Below are 17268 nucleotides of genomic sequence, written 5' to 3'. Positions count from 1 at the left end.
ATGGGAAAGAAATATAGTAATGTCGGGGTTTTAAATCTTATTCAAGCGACTGAAGAAAGCATTCAAGAAATAGAAAAGATTAATAATGTAGGGTTACTCGTCTATTCACAAAAGAATGCATACCTCGTGCCAAAATTAAATATAAAAAATATTGGCCAAACCATTATGGTAGAGAAGAATGTGAAAATGGCTAACGGTGTCTACAAGGTGGATTCTGCTTATTTAAAAATTGTAGATGACAATGAAACGGTGCTTATCAATGGAGCAGTCATTGTGAATGTAGATGTTACACTGGAAGAACTTCAGCAAAAAAACATCACATTTATTGTCAACGGTATCATCTACTCTCCTTTTCACTTGAACGGCGCTATTCAATCCAAATTATTAACAACAAATGGTACATTAGTCAGTTATGAAGGGCCAGAACCTAAATTAGAAAATGGAAACCTTCATTTAACAACAGGATATTTAGAAGGGCTAGGTGAAGGCACAAATCTATTAGTAAATGGAGTAATAACAATTGATGAGCATGTTGATTTAACATTATTAAAGGAAAAGATCGCGAGGTTAGATATTAACGGGACGATTCGTTATTATGATTTTCAACAACCTTTAATCTCAGGAAAATTAAGTATTAACGGTAACCAAAACATGATCCCAAAAGGGTATCAAGTACTCTCAACTCAAACCCATTTAAATAAACATAATATTAAGAGATATAAACAACAATCGATTTATACAACCAAACCTATATTTATTGATTCAACTGTAACTAGAGAAGGATTGAATGAAGCATTCTCTTCTATTCATTCTTTATCTTATATCTTGTGCCCAGAAGGTACAGAAGATATTTTATTTGAAAAATTAGCCAATCTCGAAAATGAAGTTTTTGTTTATGTTAAAAACTATATAGCAGTAAAAGAGGAGACATGGTTTTCGACTAACTTTAAACAGTTAGATCCACAAACAACGATAATCATCCAAGATCAACTAACAATAAATGACACGTTAACTCATGCAGATATGGACCATATCTCAGAAATTATTTTAGCAGGGGATATTTTAGTTGTAGATGAAACAACAAAAGTGATATTAAAGAAAAAGATCAGTCAATCTTTTAAAGGTGAAATACATGTTTTACAAGATCATGATGAGCAAAAAGTAACTAATATTGGCGAACTTGTTTTATAACCCATGGATCATTATACTTTTGAAATAGCGAAAATCAAAATAGAAGAATTGCTGAGTACAGTGGAAACTCGCACTCAGCAGTTCCCTTCATCATGGCAACCACAAGAAGTTGCGCGTTCCATTTGGGAAATCAAAGGATACAGTAGGTTATTTATCTCTTATTGCCTATCAATGATTGGTCAATGGTTTGACATGGTAGCGATTATGGTCCTATTCGGATATGTATGGCAAACGAGTTCTTTTCTACTTGCTTTCATACCCATTGCTTATGCTTTACCACAAGTTTTATTTTCGCAATTTTCCGGCATCTTTGTACAAAAGCGCAATAAAATTATCCTTATGGGATGTGCTGACTTAGTAACGGTTTTCTTTACAATTTTGCTATTCTTTGCAAACACTCCATGGTTAGCACTCATTTTATTGGCACTCCGATCTTTTGTTGGTACTGTTCACTTTCCCGCTCAACAAGGTTTAGTTCATGAGCTCATTCCAGCTCATCTAAAACTAAAGGCTGTTTCCTGGAATGGAGGTGTGAATCAAGCAGCAAAAATCATTGCACCATTAATAGGTGGCGCATTACTCACCTTATTACCTGCAAAACATTTACTACTATTTAACGCATTCGCTTTTATGATTTCTGCTTGTTTATTATTTTCTTTAAGAAAAATCATACAAACAAAAGCAAAGTTTTCACAATCATCGCGTGAAAATGTTGACAATACTTTTTTAAATCAATGGAAAGCCAGTTGGAAAAGTTTATATCGTGCTCCAACTTTAATGATTGTCTTGTCACTAAATATAGTAGGAATGTTCATTATCCAATTAGTTGACGCACAATTCCCTGCGCTATTTCAACTAGTTGCACCAACAAAACCTGCATATATGACACTATTGATTGCAAGCATTGGGTGCGGTTCAGTCTTAACAATCTATATCATTAGTAAAAAAGAAAGGTTTGTGCGCTTAGAGAGATGGCTTAGTTTTGCCCTTCTTAGTCTTGGCTTAGGGTTTACTGGCCTTAGCTTTTTAGAAAAAGACTTTTCCCTTAGCTATATTCTCCTTCTTGGTGTCCTGTGCGGGATAGGAACTGGCATATCTATTATTATTACTAACTATTGTATACAAACAATTCCACAGGAAGACGAAGTGAGTTCCATTGCAGGTATTTATCAATCATTAACAAGTTCAACGATTTTCATCTCCCCTCTTGGGGGAGCCTATCTTATTCACCTTTTCGGGATTCAAAATATATTCTTAGTAAGTGGCTTATCTCTAATTATATTAACTTTTTTACCTTTTCTCATGAATAAAAAGACAGCTATTTACACATTTGTTAAAAGTAATAAAAGCTAGGTACAACCATGTGTACCTAGCTTTTACTTAAATAAATTTTGTTTGATTTTTACACAAATGGGTAAATAAGTAGGGACAGAAATAAATAGGAGTGTTGATCATGTTAACAACAGCGGAACAATTTCTTTTTCTTCGTGATTTATACTATTTAAAAAAACTCCTACAAAAAACACCCAAACATCAAAGAAAAACAAAGGACCAAATAGCTGAGCAGATTCTATTAATAGAAAGTGTTGTACAGTTTAAGATAAAAAGCTAGACTGGATTGAACAACACTTCTGTCCTCATTTTAATAAAGGATTTAGCATACCTTTTCATTTACCCATGTAATATTCTTTCTAATCGTCACATATCTTGTGCAATTGAGGTTAAATTCTCTGCTGTAAACGCGACCTCTTCAAACCCTTTTCCTAAAAGATGGACTACGTTAACAATTCCATCGATTTCTTCCATAATCTTATGATTCTGATGCATCGTATCTTTCATTGTACCAACAATATATTCAAAATGTTCTTCTGTCGCTTTCATATGAGATTGACCGTTTTGGACTGTATTACTTACTTCTTGAAGTGATTCACTTAATTTATCAATTTGTCCATTTGTATTAGCGATTAACTGTGAGACATTTTCTACAGACGATCTTGTTTGATCCGAAAGTTTTCTCACTTCCTCTGCCACTACCGAAAACCCACGTCCATGTTCCCCTGCTCTAGCGGCCTCAATAGCAGCATTGAGGGATAATAAATTCGTCTGACTCGATATATCCGTTACAATTGTAGTGATTTCATGCATTTCATCCATCACATACAATAAACTTTTAACATCTTGTTTAATTTCTGCAACAGAGTCGACAATCGTCAACATTAACTCACCTTGTTCATTGATAAATTGCTTGCCGTTTTCCGCATACTCCTTTGCTTTTAGAGAAAAATCTTGCCCCTTTTCAGCATGCTCGACTACTTCTTCTGCTTGAGCGATTAATTCTTGGAAAGATGCGTTAGTTTCCTCAGAAATGGCTGCAAGGGTTTCTGTTTCTGTTGCTACATTTCCCCTTATTTCTTGTTTCTTTTCTTCTTCTCTTGCTTTTAATGTCTCTATTTCTGTATCATAAGCCTCTAAAACCAGTTGTTGTTCAAAGCTAAAAATTTTCGTTACGGCAGCAATTAGGTGACAGCAATCACGCGAAGTAAGCTCCATCTTTTCTACAAGCTGGATAATCGATAATAATAATCCTTGGAAGGCAGACATATACCATTTCGTTTGTAAGCCTATTTTCACATGCACGTGAGCAATCCGTAACCGTTTCGCCACATACTCTTCATTTATTATACCGGCAAACATTTCTTCAATATGTACCCTCAATGTTCCTTTTAAACGCTCTACCGTACTATAATCTTCAATAATTTCAATAAGTGATTGCTCTTTGTAAATATTATCATAGAATTGATTAACTAATTGTTCACTGTTCTTTTGAATGATTGGCTGCATCTTGTTTATGAGACATAAATCAGTTTCACTTAACTGAATTAATTCCATTTGTTGTGTGAACTTAGATGCGTCACCAAGGTCCAATACACCCTTTCCTTCTTCAACCTCTTCATTTAACTTTTTACTTGTTCTTTTTTTAAACAAACTCATGAATGCTTCCCCCGAATGATTTAATAGGTAAATTATACTATTAATATCGGTTGTTTTTGAAATAATTCCATATTCTTTCATAAATATAGATACCCATCAAATTCATCTTTCTATTCAAAGGTCCTTTTAAAATGAGAGAACATTTTCGACTGTAAAAAGTTCAAATAATGTAGGCGGTAATTTGAAACAATATAAAAATAATCACGAAGCAGTTCAAAAAACATCAACTGTTCGTGATTGATTTGATACACTTAATCGATTTCATGATACATCGTTACTTTATACACCTAAATGGACTTTTAATAATTCATCATTATGCAATAGCTCAGCAGGAAACCCTTGCCAAACGACTTCTCCCTTGTTTAAAATAATCACTTCATCTGCCACACAACAGGCTAAATCAATATTTTGTTCTACGATTAGCATCGATAACCCTGTTTTCTTGACATCTAAAATGATATTTTTGATTTGTTCAATAATAACAGGTGCAAGTCCTTCAGATGGTTCGTCCATTAATAAGAAGTCTGGATTAAGTAAGAGCGCACGGCCAATGGCTAGCATTTGTTGTTGGCCACCTGATAATTCATTGCCCATATTCTCTTCACGTTCTTTTAATATCGGAAATAATTGATAAACTTCTTCAATTGTCCATTGTTTTTCACTAGATATACTTTTTCTTTCAGCTATTAATAAATTTTCTTTCACCGTTAAAGAGGGAAAAACCCGTCTCCCTTGAGGGACAAGACCAACACCAGCTTTAGAAATATGGTTTGGTGTTCTACCAACAAGCTCTTTGTCCTTAAACTGGATGGTACCTTCTTTAGGAACAACTAGCCCAGCGATAGAATGAATCGTTGTGGTTTTGCCAGCACCATTTCTACCAAGAAGTGCAACACACTGACCCTTATTCACCTTTAAATTAACACCGTGTAATATATGGCTATGACCATAATAAGAATGTACTTCCTTTAGCTCAATCATGACTCAACGCTCCTCCACCAAAGTAAATTTCTTGGATCATTTGATTTCCTCGAATTTCTTCAGGGCTAGCCGTCATCATCGCTGTCCCATGGTGGAGGACAGTAATTTTATTAGCCAAACTAAACACAACTTCCATATCATGTTCAATAATAACCAAAGTAATATGATCAGGTATTTTTTTGATTAGCTTAACAAATCTACTTGTTTCTGTTGGCGACATACCTGAGGTCGGTTCATCCAAGAGAATAATTTCCGGATTTGTGCTCAAGGACAAGATAATCTCTAATAAACGTTGTTCACCATAGGAAAGTTCTTTGACCAATACAGTACGTCGCTCTGTCATTTCCCATTCTTCTAGTAACCTATGACATTCTTCTGCTAAATCATTATAATTCTGCATAGGCTTTATCATATTGAGGCGATATTTCTTTTTCCCCATAATCGCTAAACGCACATTTTCTTCAACTGTTAATTCCTCAAAAAGATTATTCTTCTGAAAAGTTCTCCCCATCCCCTTCTCGGTTCTTTTAAAGGATGGAATATGATCAATACGTTTGCCTGCTAAATAAACTTTTCCTGAAGATAATGGCAATGTACCATAAATACAATTAAATAAAGTTGTTTTACCAGCTCCATTGGGGCCGATAATCACATGACGTTCTCCCTTATTTACTTCAATATTGACACCTTTTAAGATATGCAATGCTTTAAATGATTTATTTAAGTCTTCAATTTTCAATAATGTCATCAGCTTGCTTGCTCCTTTCCTTTAACTTGTTTATCTACAGGAGCATTCCGAGATGATTTAAATAACTTTAAGCCAAATGTCGAAACAAACTGGATGAGATGCAATATCCCTCCTCTTTTTAGAAGAACAATTGCTATGAATAATAATCCTAAGATGAGCGGCCAGCGATCCGTCATCGTACTAATATAGTTTTGCAGGAAAACAAATGCCCCAGCACCTAATGCCGGACCAAAAATCGTACCCATACCACCAATAAAAACCATGATCATTACTTCTGCCCCCATATGCACACTGAAGAGTGCTGGAGAAACAAATTGAGTTTTATAAATGTATAAACCTCCAGCTAAACCTGCCATACTACCGGCAATTAAATAAGCAAACATTTTATAAGTCTTCGGGTTATAGCCTAGAGCAATCATTCTGCCTTCATTCTCCATCATCCCTTTTAGCACTTTGCCTGCAGGGGCATTAACAAAAAGTTTCAAGAGAAAATAAGTAAGAACAAAGAAAAATCCCATCATGTAAAAAAGACCGATATTAGAAGTAATCTCCCCAAAACCAAAATTAGCTGTCACACTTGCACTATAACCATCATTTCCACCCCAGAACTTCATTCTTGAAGTAATTAAAAATAAGACTTGAGTAAAAGCTAATGTAATCATTAAGAAGAATACTCCTTTATTACGAATAGCAATATAACCTGTAACGAGTGAGAAACAGAGTGAAATTAGTATAGCTGCACCTAATAGTAAATAGATATTTGCTGTATATTCACTCAAAATAGCAACGGTGTAGGCACCTAAACCGAATTGTGCACAATGGCCTAATGATGGCATTCCTCCAAAACCCATAATCAGACCCAAACTCATGGCAAAAATGGCGAAAACAAGAATTTCTGTTGATAAATACACCATAAATGGAGAAATGATGTGAGGCAGAATTAAGACAGTCATGAGCAAAAGAATAGTTGATAATAATGCTTTTTTCATGATTCCACCCTTCCGAATAAACCTGTTGGTTTAACCATTAGAATTGCGACCATTAATATGAAGATAAAGGCCATCGCAAACGTAGGCATATAAATTCTTCCGAAAATATCGACAAACCCAACAATCATTGAAGCAATAAAAGCACCTTTCCAACTGCCTAAACCACCAATGATGACGACAATCATTGAATTAACAAGAATCTCCCATTCCATCATCGGGTACATTCCAAGTATAGGTCCACTTAGCACACCCCCGAAAGCAGCCAAAGCAGCACCAAAGATAAACACCCCTGAAAAAATAATTTTCACATTAAATCCAAGTGCTGATACCATTTCCATATCATCTACACCTGCTCGAACAATCATTCCTACTCTTGTCTTTGCCTCAAAATACCAAAGAACGAAAGCAAACAGAATACCCATAGCAATGACAAACAGACGATAAGCAGGAAATGTCATTCCCACAAAATCTAGTGAATAGTCAAAGAGTGCTGGAACTGGAATAGAGAGAAAGTTACCTCCCCAAATCCATAATGCCAAATCACCGAGTACAAAAACGAGACCAACAGTTAGCAACACCTGATCGGTTTCACTTCCATGCACTCTCGATATAAGCAATTTTTCAATAATAAGAGCAAAAATGGAAATTACAATAACTGCTAAAACCATTGATAACCAAAAATTCATTCCGCTCCTAGAAAACGAATAAGCAACATATCCTGCGAGTATAAAAAAAGATCCATGGGCAAGGTTCATAATCTTCATTAAACCAAAGATAATGGAGAGACCTGCAGCCATTAAAAATAACAACATGGCATACGCCAATCCTGAAACGGTGTTAGCAATAAAAAATTCCACTTGTTCGACTCCCTTCAGAATAAATACCTTAGAAGAAATAACTTCCTCTGTATATTTTTTGAAAAGGCATGGATGGAGTATCATGCCTTTCCCTTGCAACTCTTTTACAATCTTATTTTGCTTTCTCGTATCCAGGATCTTCTGCCGGCATTTGCACTTTTTCATACGTACGAACGAGTTCAAAGACGATTTCTCCATCTTTCTCGGCACCTTTTAAAATATAGTGATTTTGGATTGGGTGATTCGTTTTTGGATCCAACTCAATTGGTCCACGAGGGCTATCAAATGACAAACCAGCTTTTAGAGTTTCAATAATATCCCCAACTTCTGTACTACCAGCTTTTTGAATTGATTCTGACATAACCTTGGCCGTATCATAGCCGTTAATAACATAGTTGTCGGGCACTTTATCATACTTCTCGGTATAATCTTCAACGAACTTTTTGTTTAACTCATTTTCTAAACCCACATGATAATGAGACAGTGTATAACCATTAACTACTGCATCACCAACTGCTTCAACTGTTGAAGGGGCATTCAAAACAGAACCACCATCGACAAGAGCGTAATTCTTAGCTAATCCAAATTCCTTAAATTGTTGCACAAATCTCGGACCGTCCGCACCTGGTATAAACATAAATACAGCATCAGCATCATGCTGTTTGATTTGATTAATATAAGAAGAAAAATCACTTGTACCTGAAGGTGCCCAAAGAATATCTAATACTTCTCCCCCGTGTTCTTTAAAATTAGCAGAAAAGTCAGTCGCCTGTTCGTGCCCAGCCACATAATCAGAAGCGATAACGACTGCTTTTTTACCAATATTCTCAGCCATATCAACACCTAATGTGCCTGCATAATTGAGAGAGGAAAAACCAATTCGCCAAACATAATCACTTTTGTCTCCCCATGATAAGCTATTACCTGAACCGACTACATTAATGATTGGTACACGTTTATCCTTTTCAGCAGCTTCTGTGAGAGCATATGAAATACTACCAATTGTACCTCCTCCAAGGTAACCCACTTCCTGGTTCAGGGTTAACTGTTGATAATTCTTCAAGGCTTTTTGAGGATCTCCAGCATCATCCTCGAAAAAAAGTTCTACTGGTCTATCACCAATTTTGTAATCATTCTCTTCGAAGAAAAGCTCTACCCCCTCTTTCACCCCTTCACCCATAAAAGCAAAATTGCCTGTTAAAGCAAGTGTAAAGCCTAATTTAATTGGTTCACCTTCACCATCTCCTGACGCTTGTCCACCACCACTCCCACAAGCTACTAGAAACATACTTAGCACTAACATAATAGCCAGTAACGCCCTTTTGTTTTTCTTCATTTACCCTTCCCCCTTATTTTCAATTTTCAGACCATTTAAACCAAATCAACTATAGAGCTTTTGTTTCTAATAGAAAACACTGTTGTCTCAGTGTTTTCTTGTCATTTATTATAGTGGATAAGAAATTGTATGAAAAGACTAATTTTTTTATAAATTAAATATATTCAGAATAAAGTTTTATTAGTAAATCTTTATACTCATTAATTTTTAATAAATATCTGTTTTTCCATCACTTTTTATTATTTAACAAAAGAGAATGACAGTATATTTTTTATAAATTTCATATTAAGCCATCTTACATAACTATCAATATACTGATAGATATGTAAAAATAATGACAAATATAAAAAAACAAAAGGACATCAATGTTTTAAATAAAAAACACTGATGCTCTTTTGTTACATAATTTTAAAAGTAAGATGTGCTATCATCCCCCGTCTGACATATCCCTGACAACTCTTAATTTACTAAAGCATTTAACGTTAATGAATGGTGTTTTATCACATCTCACACAAAGAAATTCTGTTCTTAGTGCCACTTATCATCAAATTTCTCCATATTACTTATTACATAATCCCTCTTTTACTTCACTCGTTACACTTTTTTAAAGATTTATTCTAATTGAACAAGTTAAATGGAAAGGAATTCAAACTTTAAAATAAATGCCTTCTTGATTCACCTTTTATTACATGGGCTTATACACATTATTTTTCATTTTCATATGGACAAATGTCCAACCTATTTTTACCAAAGTGAATAGGATGTAAAGACAAATTACCCAAGGAAAGGAATGACTAGTTTGGAGCAGCTTATTACACCATGGGATTTAGATGAGACATTAGCTGATTTATATGTGCCACCATTTATTGAAGAAATGGCTCAACAAGTGATTAAACAATACAATTTTAATGTGAGTAGCATGGAAGTTATTACAACAAAGGCAGATAAGGGTGGACTAATATGGAAGATCAATACGAGCATAGGACCCAAAAGTTTAAAAATACTCCATCGGAAACCCTCCAGGAGTTTATTTAGCATTGGTGCACAGGAATATTTAGTTAATGAAAAAAAGGCTAGAATACCACCGATTGTAAAGACAAAATCGGGTAGCAATATAGTGGAAATGGGAGGGAAAATCTGGTTTGTTGCCGATTGGATTGAACCTCTATATCAAGTATCTGCCGATATTGAAGGAGCAAAGCTATTGAGTAACGCTATTGGAGAGTTCCATCAACTTTCCAAAGGATATGTTCCTCCTAAAGGAGCAGAGAATGCTTCAAGACTTTTACGATGGCCTAATGCATATAAAAAAGTAGTGAGAAAAATATCTTGGTTTAAAAATGTAGCCAACTTATATTCAGAAATGCTCACGAGTAAGACGATTTTAAGTACAGTTGATATGTTTGAGGAGCAAGCAAAAAAAGCATTGACTATGCTGGAGCAATCCTCTTATCAACAGTTGGTCGCAAAGGGAAATAAAGAATGGGGATTAGTCCATCAGGATTATGGATGGTCGAATGGACAAATGGGACCTGGAGGTATGTGGATCATCGACCTTGATGGTGTAGCCTATGATTTGCCTATTCGTGATTTACGCAAACTCATATCTGGTTCTATGGATGATCTAGGAAGATGGGATATTGATTGGATTGTAGGCATGCTAGAAGCGTACAATGAAGCTAACCCTATCACTGACGAGTTGTTTGAGATTCTCTTGATCGATTTCTCATTACCAAATTTATATTATAAAAATGTAAAAGATATGTTATTCGAACCAACCATAGCATTAAATAGTGATTTGGATGCTATTGTCCAGCGAATCGTTGAAATAGATAAGACCAAATGGCCAATTCTTGAGCAATTACGTAAAGAATGGAGAGGGGGAAAAAGGAAATGAAAGTGCTAATAGTCTGTACGGAAAAACTCCCAGTTCCACCAGTAAAAGGAGGAGCAATACAAACATTCATCGCTGGAGCTATTCCAAACTTAAGTAAAAACCATTCTATTACAATAATCGGAAGGAACGATGACACATTACCGGATAAAGAAATAAAAGGTGGTGTTCATTATGTAAGGGTTCCAGGAGGATTATTGGAGACTTACAGGGAAGGTGTCGTAGATTATCTTAAAAACAATACTTTTGACTTAATTCACATTTTTAACCGCCCCCGTTTAGTATTACCAATACGGGAAGTGGCACCAAACTCACGACTCATATTAAGCATGCACAATGATATGTTCAAGAGGGAAAAAATAGATACTGAAGAAGCCCAGAAAGCAATTGATCAATTAGATAAGATTATTACCATTAGTAATTATATTGGTAATGAAATAGTAAAGCTTTACCCCGATGCCCAACCTAAAATTCAAACGATTTATTCAGGAGTGGATTTAGAGCGATTTGTTCCAACGTATTCTGTCAAGGGTCAAAGGATTAGAGCTTCCATGCGTCAAAAACACAAACTAGAATCGAAAAAGGTAATTTTATTTGCTGGACGACTTTCAGTGAACAAGGGAGCAGATATACTTTTACGATCCATGCTAGATTTGGCTAAAAAGCATCCTAATGCGGCCTTGGTTTTAATGGGAAGTAAAGGCTTTAGTGATAATAGAATGACTGATTACATTGCTTATATTAAAGCGATTGCAGAACGCCTTCCTATACCTGTTATAACTACTGGCTTTGTTCATCCTGATGAAATTCAAGACTGGTTTGCTACTGCAGATATATTCGTCTGTCCTTCTCAATGGGAAGAGCCGTTAGCACGGGTACATTATGAAGCAATGGCGGCTGGGTTACCTATTGTGACAACTGCTCGTGGAGGAAACCCTGAAATAATCGAGATTGGAAAAAATGGGTTTATCGTTGAACAAGCAGATGATCCTCGAGAATTTGTAGCTCATTTATCCAAATTACTTTCTAGTCCTTCTCTTTGTAGAGAAATGGGTCAATATGGTCGTAGCTTTGTAGAAAAAAATCATAATTGGAATCGAGTCATCGACGATATTTCCCAAGTTTGGAGCGGGATTGATTATAAAATTAAAAATAACGTTGACATTAGTAGTACTTCAAACATGAATGGCGAGAAAGAAGAACAACTGTTAACCAAAAAAGCTGTAGCTGAGAAGATTTCGCCTATAGAGAAAAAACCTATCCGACCAAAACAAAAGCAGCCAATTAAGAGGATTACTACTGCTTCAATACCATGGATTAATAAAGAAATATTAGCTAATAAAGCAAGCAACTATTGAATCTTAGACTGAATCAACGATGGGGTGCAGAAAATGACGAAGCCGTTGAAATTTTACAATCATAAAATTTCAACGGCTTTATTTAAATAGAGATAAGGAAAACTTCTGATATGGTAAAGTGACTGTAACAAGATAAAATTAGGAATAAGGCTCACTGTTTAAAGATTAAACACAATGAAAAGTCAGTTTGCCTTTAGATTTAGAAATGATATTCTTTAAAAGTTATTGCTTATGTACAAGAAGGCTTGTTAGTATATCACCGACGAATGATGCTTAAAATCACCTGATCACCTACACACCAATAGTTTTTATCGGTCGCAAAATCTTGCTTTTTAACTGTCATTATTCACATCATGTTTACTTACAATAAAAAAGGTGAGCAAAAGGTTAGCTAGCAACCTTACTCACCCTCATTTTTGTTAATCGATTAGAATCGAAAGAGTGGCGACCGAAACATTTTACGATAATTATCTTTGTTTTGTTTTGGAATCAACTCAGAATAAACGTTGGTTAACCGGCTAGCAACATGATGAAATTGGAAATTTGATTCCACTAATTCTCTTGCATTTCGGGTAATGCTATTAATAGTATCCGGGTTCTTTAAATAGAAATTAATTCCTTTTGCAAATTCACTAGCTTGATCATACTTTTCAATCAAATAACCCGTTTCTTTATGAGAAACTACCTCTGCATTTCCTCCCCTATTTGTTGATATTATAGGGATACCAGCAGCAAAAGCTTCATAGTGAACCCGAGCTAAGGGTTCTTGCCATTGGGAAGAACAACAGAAAATATCACTCATTAAAAAGATGTTAGAAATTTCACTTGCAGGAATAAAATTCGTGAAAATAACTTTGTCACCTAACGGTTCGGCTAGTTTCTTCAAATAACGAATATAGTTATTTATTCCATCATCACTAAACCACTTTCCCCCAGCAATCACAAGTACAGTATGAGGGTATCTTTTAGCAATAGCTTTAAAGGCGGATATTAGAAGATGAGGTCCTTTATTTTTAGTGAGCCTTCCAACAAATAATATGACCTTTTTATCTCCAATATTGTACTTTTGTCGATATTCTTCTCTAATTTGTTTTCCTTGCTCTGACCAGACAGGAGGATATTCTACTAAATCTACTCCTGAGTAAACTACTTTTGTTTTTGATTCTGCTTCTGGAAACCTCTCCACCACAGTTTGTTTTATATATTCACTAACCGTAACAATCCTATCAACAGAGTTTACAATTTCCTTTCCATTCTCCAGTGATACCTTTTTTTCAGAAAGCATATCATTATGAAGTCCTAAAACAAACTGACTTGAAGAGGAAGCTTTTTTATAGAGAGGAATATTTAATGGACGGTTAAAAACATGAATAACGTCAAACCTTTTTTCAGTAAGTATTTTAGCAATATCAATTTCATAACTTTCAGATGGTAACCGAATGTATTGCACTTCGTTACGCACTTCATAATTAGGTAGAGATGGATCGGTGACAGAGAAAATAGTTAAGTTATTTTCTTTACTAAGAAAAGGAACTACACCGTCAATCATCATTTGAATTGCACCTCCCTTTATAGCAGGAGAAGGGAGTTTTTCTGTACAAATTAAAGCAAGCCTCATTACTCTTCCTCCTTATAAATAATCTTTAAATCATTTATTTCTCGGAGAAGCCCTTCTTTTAACGGCACAGCTGGCTTATATTGCAGAATCTTCAATGCCTTTGAAATATCTGCCCAAGTATGTCGCGGTTCCCCGCGCGGTTCTCCAATAAATTCTACGTTTGCTTTCTTCCCTGTTAACTCTTCTAATATTTCAATGACATCCAAGATAGATTTCCGTTCTTTACCACCAATATTAATTGTCTCTCCAAGGGTACCCTCTGCATAAAGAGCAGCAAAAGTTCCTTCTACACAATCTTCTACAAACGTAAAATCACGTGTTTGTTTGCCATCACCGTATATTGGAATAGGTTTATTCGTTAAAATGCATTCGATAAATCGATGAAATGCCATATCAGATCGTTGTCTAGGTCCATAAACAGTAAAGTACCGAAGAATAGTTATTGGAAGACCATCATTTTCACTGTATACCTTACATAAATACTCTCCTGTTAGCTTCGTTACACCATAAGGAGAAAGTGGTGAAAGTGGGCAATCTTCTGAAACCATACCAACCTTTTCTCCATATACAGAAGAGGTGGAAGCGTAAATAAACTTCTTTAAAGAAACATTCTTACAAGCCTCTAATAGCCGTTGGGTGACAAGAATATTATTTTCCTCATACAACTTGAAGTTGTTACCCCAGCTTGAACGAACACCAGGCACAGCAGCTAAATGATATATCACATCATCTTTGGCAAGAATTTCTCTCCAATCAATGCCTAGTAAATTCTTATTTATAAATTGAAAACGTGGATGAATCAACAGATTTTCTATATTTCTTAGTTTAGTTGACTTCTTGGATGGGTCTATAAAACCATCAATGCCAATAACCACATTCTCTTCTTCCTTTAATAACCTCTCACATAAATGAGAACCGATAAACCCAGCGGCTCCTGTTACGATAATCCTCATTGTCTAGCCACCCCAATATATTGAAGTTGATGTTTTCTTATGATTTTAGGGTCAATGATATTCCGTCCATCCACTAAAATATTTCCCTTCATTAACTCATTTACCTTTTTCCAGTCTACGGTTTTAAACTGGTTCCATTCTGTTGCAATAATTAATGCATCTGCTCCTTTAATAGCTTCATACATATCTTGATGAATGGTAATGGCAGGTTCAAAAGAATTGACAATAGGATCATAGGCGTGGACCTCTGTCCCTCTTTCCAATAATTTCTCAATTAATAATAATGACCTTGATTCACGTATATCATCTGTGTCGGGCTTAAAAGCTAAGCCCCAAACGGTTATTTTTTTCCCATCCAAGTTTGTTAATTTATTTGTTAATTTATCAATATACAAATCAATTTGAGAGTCATTCACATTTTGAACGGCCCTTAACATCTCAGGATTGACATTTCTTCGTTTGGCAGCGTATTCTAATGCCCGAATATCCTTTGGAAAACAAGACCCACCATAACCTAATCCTGCATTCAAAAAATAGGGACCAATTCTATTGTCTGTTCCTAGCGCTTTTGCAATATGCGTTACTTCCACATTATAGGCGTCACAAATACGGGCGATTTCATTAATGAATGAGATTTTTGTTGCCAACAAGGCATTATTGGCATATTTAATCATCTCTGCTCCTGTTAATGAAGTAATAATATAAGGTGCTTGTAACTTCTCATACAGAGTTTGAATTATTTTAATAGATTGAGTGCTTTTTCCACCCACAACAATTTTATCCGGGTTCATCATATCAAATACAGCATTTCCTTCTCTAAGAAACTCTGGATTGGATACAACGTCGAACATACGCGAGTCGATCCCTTTTTCTATTAATGTTTGATGAATCCATTCATTGGTACCTGGTAGTACCGTACTTTTAATAATGATTGTTTTATGAGAGGTTATCGTCTGCACCAAGGTGTCAATGACTTCGTTAATCGCTGTTAGATTTTGACTCCCATCTTCTTTTGTAGGAGTACCAACTGTGATGTAAAGAATTGGGCATTCCTTTATCATACGCTGGATATCCGTTGAAAAATGAAGAAGACCTCTTTTTTTATTTCGAACAATTAGTTCCTTTAATCCTGGTTCATAAATAGGGATTTCTCCCTCAATTAATTTATCTATTATCAATTTATTCTTATCAACACAGTAAAGCTCATGACCTAAATCCGCCAACACAGCACCAGTAGTTAAACCAACATACCCTGTACCAATGACACATATTTTCACCATTATCATCCTTACTTGCTCATGTTAAAAACATTCAATTTATCATTATCTTATTTAGCTTCAAACAAAACGTGAAAGGGGGATTAATATTTAAGGTAAAAGTGGTAAAAAAACAAAAACTATATGGTTATGTACCTTTTCTTATTGGACAAATTACCAAGTAAAATATATTAGATTAATATATAGAAAGTGAAGAGGAGAGGTTATGATGAAGACAGTAAAAAAAGCAATCATTCCTGCTGCAGGTTTCGGTACAAGAAATTTGCCAATAACAAAGGTGCTTCCAAAAGAAATGTTCCCGATCGCAGGTAAACCAGCCATACAATATATTATTGAAGAAGCCATTGAATCAGGAATTGAAGAAATCTTAATAGTGGTATCCCGTAATAAAAATATGATTTTAGACTATTTTGACCGATCTCTAGAATATGAAGCCTTTTTAGAAAAGACCGGAAAACAACATTTATTGAATAAAATTGTCGGACCTGCTATTTCTATTCAATATGTACGCCAACCCTTTGCAGATGGACTAGGTACAGCAATACTCTTAGGTAAAAGATTTGCAAGTAAAGATCCCTTTGCTGTTCTTCTTCCTGATGATATATTTCTACAAAGGGGCCAGCCCGCTTTACGAGAGCTTTTAGACGTATACGAAAATTATCAATCTACAGTAATTGCTCTGGAAAAATTGAATGAAGAGTTATTAAAAAACTACGGCGTAGTGAAAGCGATTGATTTACAAGATAATACCTATAAAATATCTGATATTGTAGAAAAGCCTCGCTCCACTCCCCCATCTAATTTAGCCGTAAGTGGGAGATACATTTTTGAACCATCTATTTTTTCATATTTAGAAAAAGGAAGTAAAGGAGTTGGAGGTGAAGTTCAACTAACCGATGCAATACAAAAATTATTAAAGTTAGAAAAGTGCTACGGTGTGGAAGTATCTGCAAAACGCTATGACATTGGTACAGATAAAGGATATTTCAACCTTATTCAAAAATTGATGAGTAATTCTAAAAAAGAGGATGAATAGTCCTTGTTTGCCTTGCTTGATTTATCCTGCAATTAAATA

15 protein-coding genes are annotated in these 17268 nt (G+C 35.1%); 6 read left to right on the top strand and 9 right to left on the bottom strand.

The features are described from left to right. The 3 genes from LCM23_RS03105 (at position 1) to LCM23_RS03095 (ending at position 2803) form a co-directional block, all read left to right on the top strand. Positions 1-1191, top strand: a complete 1191-nt coding sequence (locus tag LCM23_RS03105) for a hypothetical protein (protein ID WP_224935601.1) — start codon at positions 1-3, stop codon at positions 1189-1191. A gap of 3 nt (positions 1192-1194) precedes the next feature. Beyond that, a complete protein-coding gene (locus LCM23_RS03100; RefSeq protein WP_224935599.1) occupies positions 1195-2544 on the top strand; it encodes an MFS transporter in 1350 nt (449 codons plus the stop codon). 100 nt (positions 2545-2644) lie between these two features. Then, on the top strand, positions 2645-2803 hold the full coding sequence (locus tag LCM23_RS03095) for a hypothetical protein (RefSeq protein WP_224935597.1): 159 nt from the start codon (positions 2645-2647) through the stop codon (positions 2801-2803). Positions 2804-2889: 86 nt separating this feature from the next. On the opposite strand, the gene LCM23_RS03090 is transcribed toward LCM23_RS03095, so the two are convergent. The 6 genes from LCM23_RS03090 to LCM23_RS03065 all read right to left on the bottom strand — a co-directional run bounded on the left by LCM23_RS03090 (position 2890) and on the right by LCM23_RS03065 (position 9093). Continuing rightward, positions 2890-4182: a globin-coupled sensor protein gene (locus tag LCM23_RS03090; RefSeq protein ID WP_224935595.1), complete on the bottom strand. Its 1293-nt coding sequence runs from the start codon at positions 4180-4182 to the stop codon at positions 2890-2892. A gap of 279 nt (positions 4183-4461) precedes the next feature. Beyond that, positions 4462-5163 (bottom strand): ABC transporter ATP-binding protein, encoded by a 702-nt coding sequence (locus LCM23_RS03085; protein ID WP_224935592.1) that lies wholly within the window; start codon positions 5161-5163, stop codon positions 4462-4464. After that, entirely contained in the window at positions 5156-5911 is a 756-nt protein-coding gene (locus LCM23_RS03080; protein ID WP_224935590.1) for an ABC transporter ATP-binding protein, read from the bottom strand. Before LCM23_RS03080 ends, LCM23_RS03085 begins: the two co-directional genes overlap by 8 nt. Further along, positions 5911-6900, bottom strand: a complete 990-nt coding sequence (locus tag LCM23_RS03075) for a branched-chain amino acid ABC transporter permease (protein WP_224935588.1) — start codon at positions 6898-6900, stop codon at positions 5911-5913. Before LCM23_RS03075 ends, LCM23_RS03080 begins: the two co-directional genes overlap by 1 nt. Then, positions 6897-7757 (bottom strand): branched-chain amino acid ABC transporter permease, encoded by an 861-nt coding sequence (locus LCM23_RS03070; RefSeq protein WP_224935586.1) that lies wholly within the window; start codon positions 7755-7757, stop codon positions 6897-6899. The genes LCM23_RS03075 and LCM23_RS03070 overlap by 4 nt, the downstream gene beginning before the upstream one ends. Positions 7758-7869: 112 nt before the next feature. Continuing rightward, positions 7870-9093 (bottom strand): ABC transporter substrate-binding protein, encoded by a 1224-nt coding sequence (locus LCM23_RS03065; RefSeq protein WP_224935584.1) that lies wholly within the window; start codon positions 9091-9093, stop codon positions 7870-7872. 799 nt (positions 9094-9892) lie between these two features. Here LCM23_RS03065 and LCM23_RS03060 point away from each other — a divergent pair. Next, positions 9893-10990: a CotS family spore coat protein gene (locus tag LCM23_RS03060; RefSeq protein WP_404826572.1), complete on the top strand. Its 1098-nt coding sequence runs from the start codon at positions 9893-9895 to the stop codon at positions 10988-10990. Next, positions 10987-12345 carry a glycosyltransferase family 4 protein gene (locus LCM23_RS03055; protein WP_224935580.1) on the top strand — a complete coding sequence of 453 codons (1359 nt, stop codon included), beginning with the start codon at positions 10987-10989 and terminating at the stop codon, positions 12343-12345. The genes LCM23_RS03060 and LCM23_RS03055 overlap by 4 nt, the downstream gene beginning before the upstream one ends. Before the next feature lie 427 nt (positions 12346-12772). Here the strand turns inward: LCM23_RS03055 and LCM23_RS03050 are convergent, their stop codons facing one another. The 3 genes from LCM23_RS03050 to LCM23_RS03040 are packed head-to-tail and all read right to left on the bottom strand — an operon-like array spanning position 12773 to position 16193. Next, positions 12773-13963 carry a glycosyltransferase family 4 protein gene (locus tag LCM23_RS03050; protein ID WP_224935578.1) on the bottom strand — a complete coding sequence of 397 codons (1191 nt, stop codon included), beginning with the start codon at positions 13961-13963 and terminating at the stop codon, positions 12773-12775. Beyond that, entirely contained in the window at positions 13963-14916 is a 954-nt protein-coding gene (locus LCM23_RS03045) for an NAD-dependent epimerase/dehydratase family protein (protein WP_224935576.1), read from the bottom strand. The genes LCM23_RS03050 and LCM23_RS03045 overlap by 1 nt, the downstream gene beginning before the upstream one ends. Next, positions 14913-16193 carry a UDP-glucose dehydrogenase family protein gene (locus tag LCM23_RS03040; protein ID WP_224935574.1) on the bottom strand — a complete coding sequence of 427 codons (1281 nt, stop codon included), beginning with the start codon at positions 16191-16193 and terminating at the stop codon, positions 14913-14915. The genes LCM23_RS03045 and LCM23_RS03040 overlap by 4 nt, the downstream gene beginning before the upstream one ends. A gap of 208 nt (positions 16194-16401) precedes the next feature. Between LCM23_RS03040 and LCM23_RS03035 the strand changes: the two genes are divergently transcribed. Beyond that, positions 16402-17229 (top strand): UTP--glucose-1-phosphate uridylyltransferase, encoded by an 828-nt coding sequence (locus LCM23_RS03035; RefSeq protein WP_224935572.1) that lies wholly within the window; start codon positions 16402-16404, stop codon positions 17227-17229. The last annotated feature ends 39 nt before the right edge of the window (positions 17230-17268 follow it).

This window comes from Cytobacillus kochii (assembly GCF_020171845.1).
GTDB lineage: Bacteria > Bacillota > Bacilli > Bacillales > Cytobacillaceae > Cytobacillus > Cytobacillus kochii.
This window is presented reverse-complemented; position numbering and strand designations above follow the sequence as displayed.